Consider the following 6,982-nt stretch of genomic DNA (forward strand, 5'->3'; position numbering starts at 1 on the left):
GGTCTTGTCCGACTCGTCCTTGGCCGTGCCGACCAGGTCGTCGGCGGCGTGCAGGCAGGCCGCGAGCGAGACCAGCGACAGCGGGATGTCCAGCACCGCCTTGCGCGCCAGCCGGCGGTGGTGGCCGAGCTGCAGGCCGCGGTGGCCCAGCCGGGGGCGATGACCCACGCCTGGCTCTTCACCGGGCCGCCCGGCTCCGGGCGCTCGGTCGCCGCCCGCGCCTTCGCCGCTGCGTTGCAGTGCCCGGCCGGGGGTGACGGCACCTGCCACGCCTGCCGGACCGTGCTGGCCGGCAGCCATGCCGACGTGCACCGCGTCGTGCCCGAGGGGCTGTCCATCGGGGTCGCCGAGGTGCGGCAGATCGTCCGGACCGCGGGCCGGGCGCCGTCCCAGGGCCGCTGGCAGATCGTGGTGGTCGAGGACGCCGACCGGATGACCGAGCAGGCCTCCAACACCGTGCTGAAGATGCTGGAGGAGCCGCCGCCGCGGACGGTCTTCCTGCTCTGCGCGCCCTCGCTGCACCCCGACGACGTGCCGGTCACCATCCGCTCCCGCTGCCGGGTGGTGGCGCTGCGCACCCCGCGGATCGACGCGGTCACCGAGGTGCTGGTCCGCCGGGACGGCATCGACCCGGCCCTGGCCGCCTGGTCCGCGGCGGCCGCCGGCGGGCACGTCGGGCGGGCCCGGCACCTGGCCCAGGACGAGTCGGCCCGGCTGGCGCGCAAGGCGGTGCTGGACATCCCGCTGTCGCTGGTCTCGCTCGCGGCCTGCCTGCACGCCGCCGACGACCTGGTCGGCACGGCCAAGGACGAGTCGGACAAGACCGTCGCCGAGGTCGACGCGGTGGAGACCGACGCCGTCAAGGCCAGCCTGGGTGTGGGCGCGCGCGGGCCGGGGGTCGCTGCCGCCAGTCGCGGGGCCGGTCAGCTCAAGGAGCTGGAGACGCGGCAGAAGCGGCGGGCCACCCGGATCGGCCGGGACTCCCTGGACCGGGCGCTGGTCGACCTGGCGGCGCTGTACCGGGACGCACTGGTGATCAGCTCGATGGCGGGGACGGCGGGGGAGCTGACGCTGCCGCTGGCCCACCCGGACCGCCGGGCCGACGCGGTGGAGCTGGCCCGCCGGATCGGCGCCGAGGGGGCGCTGCGCCGGATCGACGCGGTGCTGGCCGCGCGCACCGCCCTGGAGCAGAACGTGAAGCCGCAGATCGCCGTGGAGGCGCTGACCGTGGCCCTCCGCCTGCCCGCCTGAGCCGCCCCGCCACCCCGGCGGGGGTGTCGCAGGAGGGGGTGGCGGTGCCGTAAGCTCACTCGCGCAGTCCGCCGCCTTAGCTCAGTCGGTAGAGCGTCTCACTCGTAATGAGAAGGTCGTCGGTTCGATTCCGACAGGCGGCTCGCATCTGACCAGCCTATTGATCCTCTGGCCACCCGAGCAAGGGCCGTTTTCGGGGCCGACTGGGCACGAGTTGGGAACGGGACCGCACGTGGTCCCCGCCGGTCTTGGGTGTTGCCTGGCGGTCGTGGCCGAAGAACGGGCGGCCAACCGGCGGCTTGGTCAGCTGCGTCGATCTCACCGGGGGCCGGCGCCCGAGCTCCAAGGGACGTCGCGCGAGCTGTCAGTCCGGGTCCCAGCGTCTTGTGGAGAGGACGGGTGCACCGGCAGACATCAGCCCTTGCGTTTCTTTCGACTCTAATCCTATAGTGAGCGGATGGCCCGCCCTGTCGCTCTGTTGTCGTCCGATGTCATCGGGGCTGACGCATCTGCACGCCTGTCGCAGGGGCTGCAGCACGCGGAAACGGTGACGATCGGGGATGAGACGATCGTGCTCACTGACGAGGCCCGGTCGGTACTGAGGGAGATCCTCGACCTTCTGGCCTCGGGGCAGCGCGTCGAGGTCGTCCCGGTGACCGAGACCCTGACTACCCAACAGGCGGCAGATCTGCTGAAGATCAGCCGGCCCACGCTGGTGAAGTTGCTGGAGGCGGGCCGCATCCCTTACGAGCAGCCCGGCGTGCATCGCCGGATCTCCCGGACAGCAATCGACGAATTCTCTGCGTCGAGGTCGGAGCGTCGTCGCGTCGGCCTGGACGCCTTGGCAGATGCGTTCGATCCTGACGTTCCGGACGAGTACGTCACCACCCGGTGACGGCGCCGGTCCTCCTGGACGCCTGTGTCCTGGTCCCGCAGCGGCTCTCCAGCCTCCTCCTCACACTGGCGGAGGAAGGACTCTTCGAACCTCGCTGGTCTGATCACATCCTTGCCGAGACAGAGCGGGCGCTCGTCGACAAGCTCCGCCTTCCGCGCGACCGCGCTGTCCGCCGACTCGACGCGATGCGCGAGGCGTTCCCCGAGGCGGCCGTCTACGGGTTCGAGCCCCTGCAGAACGGTCTCACCTGCCATCCGAAGGACCGCCACGTGCTCGCCGCGGCGATCGCCGCAAGCGCGGAGACGCTCGTGACGGCGAATGTCAAAGACTTCCCGGAGGCGTCCTGTCAGCCGCACGGCATCACCGTGTCCGACCCGGACCTGTTCCTCCTTGAGCTGATGGTCCGGGACGGTCGCGCCTGCCAAACTGCCGTTCAGCGCGAGGCGCGACGTATGCGTCGCCCACCGATGACGACGCGCGATGTGCTCGCCGGCGTCGCGGGCGTGGTTCCCACGTTCGCCAACTCTCTGCATCAGGCGATGCTCGATGGTGTCTTCGCCAGCAGCGACGTGCCTGCCTACGAGACGGTCCCGGCGGAGGTCAGCCCGCTGCAGGCTTACGCGGACGACTTCGATCTGACCGATCCACTGCAGGTCGCTCTCGCCTGGTGGCACGCCCTCGATGACCGCGACCGGTACCTGGCTGCTCTGCACAACCTGACCTGGTCGCCAGCCGCCTTTGGGGACTACGTCTGGGCCGAGGAACTCCTCGCAGGGTGGTCGATCGCGTCTCGTGTCTACTACGCCGTCGATGACCCGGCTGGCGACGTGGCGTTCGTCCGCTTCGTTCCGGAGGTTGCGCAGAGCTCTCAAGTGTTCGAGTCGTTCGTCGTTCGTGGTGCGCGCTTCATGACCATGAAGAGGCGACCGGACGGAGCATGGTGCGTCTGGGGACTGGGCGGCAGGATGATCGGCGCGCGACCTGTCCGCGACGGCTGAGCGCAGGTGGCGACCCCGGCGGCTAAGACAGAGACTTTGCGACTGAACCGCGGTGCTCCACCGTGCAGCAACAGCCAGCGTCTTCCAATACCCGGGCCCGCCGACCCACGCTACCGAGCGAGGGCTCCCATATTCAGCTCGATTCGCCTGTCAACCGAGCGGCCCGCATGCTACCGATCTCGGTGGCCCCATCTCCGACCGCTGCGGACCCACACGGCCGCCGCGTCGCCCTGAGCGGCCCACTCAGGGGCATCCGACGCGGGCGCTCACCGCTGCTTGGCTCGCGACCAGCCGAAGACGATAGATAGAGCGCCGCCGAGGGCCAGGAATGTGATCGCGGCGTAGACCACGCGTGGCTCGCCGGCCGTCATCAGCGCCTGGACCAGCGAGATCGACCCAACGATCAAGCCGACGATCACGATGGCTAGGAGTCGAGTAGGCAGCGGACGTCGCACCAGCCGGACGCTACCGGGCGTGGCGCGCACCCCCTCGCCCTGAACAGCACCGCCACCCAATCAGGTGCCCGTGAAGCAGCCCTCAGGGCGATGTCCCGGAGCGGTCCACCTGGGGACAGTTCGTTATGACGCCCGCGCTGTTCCTGCCACGGGCGTCAGGCGGAGGTACGCCTTCTTCTTGAAGAGAGTCGCGATTCCAGACGCCCCGGTCGGCTCCACGCGAAGTCGAACGGTCTGACCCGGCGCGACATCTACGTCCACCGGATCGCTCCCTGTCCAGTCGATGTGGGCGCTGACCTGATGAGGTCCAACCGCCAGAGGCACCTCGGCCGTGGATCCAGCCTTGACCTCTCCCACCGGGACGCCGTCCACACGAATCTCGTATGACCGCATGCCGTCGCGGTACTTGCCCCCAGGTCGCTCGATGATCAAATTCCCTGCATCAGCCATCGGGCCAGCATCGGGCACGCAAGATCGCTTTGCGAGTTGGGGCTGCTCGGCGATCCGCTCGGCGTCCCTGAAGCCGCCTTGAGGGACATCCGTCCAGTCGAGGGCGCCTCACGCTCGCCCGTCTGCGCCGAAGGTGGACATCGACCATCTCAGAGGGCGTCAAGCGGGGACGCCCAGCGGCGACAGGTCCACCAACGTCAGGCAGGTCACCTGGTGGAGAGAAGTTGGATCCCATGTCGCGCTGCAATGCGCTGGACGATCTCGGTCGTAGGGACGTCTAGCCGCTCGGCGGCCGCTCGCGCGTAGATCACGACGGCGAAGACCGCGTAAGTCCACAACGGGGACTGCCACCAACCGGCGTCGTGAAGCAGATCCGGCTGCAGTCCGCCGCGCATGCAGGCCGCGGCGTAGAGGGCGTACTGGATGTTGCGGTGCTCGACGCGACCGGTGAACGTCACCTCGGGGAGGTAGCGCTCTTGCAGCCCTTCGTAGACGAGCGGTTCGTTGCCGGCCGGGCAGGCCAGCTCCAGCGCGCTGACCGCGACCTCGAGCATGGCGGCGTCCGGCGTGAAATGGCCGACCGCATGGTGAGGCGCCACAGCGTTGATGAGGTCGTGGATGTCATCGCCGCGACGGAGGCCCGACAGGACGGCCTCCTGTGCTTGGCGGTGGAGAGCGTCCGGTCCTTCGTCCGCCTGCTCGGCCATGGCGGCAGTCTTGCCGATTCGGTGAGGGCTGGGGCGCGGTCGCCATCCCGCTCGGCTTGAGCCCGGCACGTCTTCAGCTCGCCGTGAGCAGCTACGGCACCACCCCAGACGGCCCCCAGCAGGTTCGGTCCTACCGCCTGCCCCAGCTCGGAGAACAGCAAGTCCGCAGCCCACACACCTCTTGCATCCAGGGCCCTCCGATTCGTTGTGACGAGTCCACCGCCCGTGGCGGGGGCGATGTCACCCCGGTTCCGGCGGCTCCGGGAGCGCACCCGCTGAACCGGTGCAGACCGAGAGGGGCGGCGAATGCGCCGCGGCCGTCAGTTGGAAGCCGGCATCGGCGCCTTCTCGGTCAGGCCGGCCTCGTTCCAGGTGGGCCGGGCAGCGGGGGAGGACTGGCGTGAGCGACGAACAGCTGACGATCGCGGGGCTGCCGACGGACCGTGGGGGGCGCGACTCCCGCGGTGCTCGGTCCATCCGCTCGAACCCGCGTCCCCGGCCGCCGATGCCGGGAGATGGCGTCTATGAGGTTCCCGGCCTCGCTGGGCACGGTCCTGACGGTGCAGCTGCCCGTCGCTCGGCGCCGTCACGCGCGCTGGGGGTTCACGACGTCGACGCCCTCGGTGTCCGCACCGATCTGGTGACTGCCTGCTGGATCGCGCTCGGCGTCGGATCGACGACGGCCTACGCGCTGGCCGGCCGCGGCGAGCTGCCGTTCCCTGCCTACCGGGTTGGCCGCCAGTGGGTGGTGCCCACGGCCGGCCTCCGGGCTTTCCTGGGCTTGCCCCAGCAGGAGTCGACGAAGCCGGTCACCCCCTGACGCCACGGCGAGTCGCAGGGTGACAAGCAACGTCACCCCCGATGGCCGGCCCCGGATTCGGTCGTCGTCCTCCGCGGGACGAGAGCTGCCGCAGCCTCGGCTGCCTGCCGACCGACCCCCTCCAGCAAGTGCGTGTAGGTGTCCGAGGTGATCCGGATGCCAGAGTGCCCCAGGCGCTTGGAGACGACGGTCATGTCGACGCCGGCCGCCAGCATGATCGACGCCTGCCCGTGCCGGAGATCGTGCAGCCGCACCCGCCGTAGCCCGGCCTCGGCGACCAGCACGTGGAAGGTCTTCGAGACGACCTCGGGCTTGAGGTAGGAGCCGTTCTCGCGGGCGAAGACCAGGTCGTGGCCCTCGTACGCCGCGCCGAACGCGGCCTTCTCCACGTCCTGCTGCAGCCGGTGGGCGATCAGCGAACCCACCGTGGCGGCGTCGAGATCGACCCGCCGGTCCTCACCACTGGCGGTCTTCGGTTGCCCGATCACGCTCTCGTAGCCGACCTGCACGACGGACTGGCGTACCCACAGCACTCGCTTGTTCAGGTCGACGTCACCCCAGCGCAGGCCGACGACCTCACCGCGACGAAGCCCCGTCATCGCGAGCACCTCGAACAGCACTCCCAGCCGGTGGTCGGCGGCGGAGTCGAGGAAGGCACCGAGCTCCTCGGGCTCCCACGGCCTGACCTTCGGCCGGCGGCTGGGTTCCAGCTCGGCCAGTGCCGCTGGGTTGTACGGGATGACGCGGCGACGGACGGCGTCGTTGAGCGCCGAGCGCAGGGTGGCGTGGATCCGGCGTACCGAGGACGGCGACAGCCGTTTGGAGCGGGCGCCCTGCCGGCGCAACGAGGTCAGCGCCCGGTCGACGTCGTCCACGGTCAGGTCCGTGAGGCGGTAGTGGCCCAGCAGCGGGATCCAGTAGTCCCGCAGGTGCTGCTGCGTATGCAACGCGGTGGAGGGACGGAACCGGCCGGCATCCGTCTTCCGCTCCAGCCAGCCCTCCAGGTAGCTCGCCACGGTGACCCGGCGCTGGTCCTGCACCCGCATGCCCTGTCCGGTGGCCGTCAACGACGCCTGCAGCGCCGCCCGGGCGTCGGCGGAGGTGTCATAGCCGCCCCGCCGGACCTGCCGTCGCCGCCCGGAGGGCTCGCGCACGTCGTGCACGAAGAACCACGACCCGTGCCGCTTTGGGCAGTTCTTCCGCCGGCCGGCGCCGTCGAGTACAGGCGGGCACGGGCATCGCTTGAACACCGTCCCGGTCACTGACTGCTCCTCCCGCTCAGTGGCGTCCACCAAGGTGGTGTGCGACGGCCCCGGTGACCAGCGGGCCCTCCACATAGAGGCGGCCACCGCGTGATCTTCTGGATGACCTACCACAGTCCTTCAGGAGAGCTACGCGATGACCGC

The 6,982-nt window shown here is 70.2% G+C and carries 7 protein-coding genes and 1 tRNA gene; 5 read left to right on the plus strand and 3 right to left on the minus strand.

The annotated features are described in order from the left end of the window. Nucleotides 1–120: 120 nt before the first annotated feature. The 4 genes from G5C62_RS24270 to G5C62_RS24285 all read left to right on the plus strand — a co-directional run bounded on the left by G5C62_RS24270 (nucleotide 121) and on the right by G5C62_RS24285 (nucleotide 3,144). Entirely contained in the window at nucleotides 121–1,251 is a 1,131-nt protein-coding gene (locus G5C62_RS24270) for a DNA polymerase III subunit delta' (RefSeq protein ID WP_241176110.1), read from the plus strand. Between the two features lie 70 nt (nucleotides 1,252–1,321). Further along, nucleotides 1,322–1,394: transfer RNA gene (locus tag G5C62_RS24275), tRNA-Thr, on the plus strand. A gap of 314 nt (nucleotides 1,395–1,708) precedes the next feature. Next, entirely contained in the window at nucleotides 1,709–2,146 is a 438-nt protein-coding gene (locus tag G5C62_RS24280; RefSeq protein ID WP_164703031.1) for a helix-turn-helix domain-containing protein, read from the plus strand. Beyond that, nucleotides 2,143–3,144, plus strand: a complete 1,002-nt coding sequence (locus tag G5C62_RS24285) for a PIN domain-containing protein (RefSeq protein ID WP_164703032.1) — start codon at nucleotides 2,143–2,145, stop codon at nucleotides 3,142–3,144. The genes G5C62_RS24280 and G5C62_RS24285 overlap by 4 nt, the downstream gene beginning before the upstream one ends. 266 nt (nucleotides 3,145–3,410) lie before the next feature. On the opposite strand, the gene G5C62_RS24290 is transcribed toward G5C62_RS24285, so the two are convergent. After that, on the minus strand, nucleotides 3,411–3,599 hold the full coding sequence (locus tag G5C62_RS24290; protein WP_164703033.1) for a hypothetical protein: 189 nt from the start codon (nucleotides 3,597–3,599) through the stop codon (nucleotides 3,411–3,413). A gap of 656 nt (nucleotides 3,600–4,255) precedes the next feature. Continuing rightward, nucleotides 4,256–4,756 (minus strand): hypothetical protein, encoded by a 501-nt coding sequence (locus tag G5C62_RS24295; protein WP_164703034.1) that lies wholly within the window; start codon nucleotides 4,754–4,756, stop codon nucleotides 4,256–4,258. 400 nt (nucleotides 4,757–5,156) lie between these two features. Here G5C62_RS24295 and G5C62_RS27660 point away from each other — a divergent pair, with 400 nt between their 5' ends. Beyond that, nucleotides 5,157–5,576 (plus strand): helix-turn-helix domain-containing protein, encoded by a 420-nt coding sequence (locus tag G5C62_RS27660; protein WP_206330836.1) that lies wholly within the window; start codon nucleotides 5,157–5,159, stop codon nucleotides 5,574–5,576. Between the two features lie 32 nt (nucleotides 5,577–5,608). Here the strand turns inward: G5C62_RS27660 and G5C62_RS24305 are convergent, their stop codons facing one another. Then, nucleotides 5,609–6,868 carry a site-specific integrase gene (locus G5C62_RS24305; protein WP_164703035.1) on the minus strand — a complete coding sequence of 420 codons (1,260 nt, stop codon included), beginning with the start codon at nucleotides 6,866–6,868 and terminating at the stop codon, nucleotides 5,609–5,611. Nucleotides 6,869–6,982 lie beyond the last annotated feature (114 nt).

Source organism: Modestobacter sp. KNN46-3 (assembly GCF_011039295.1).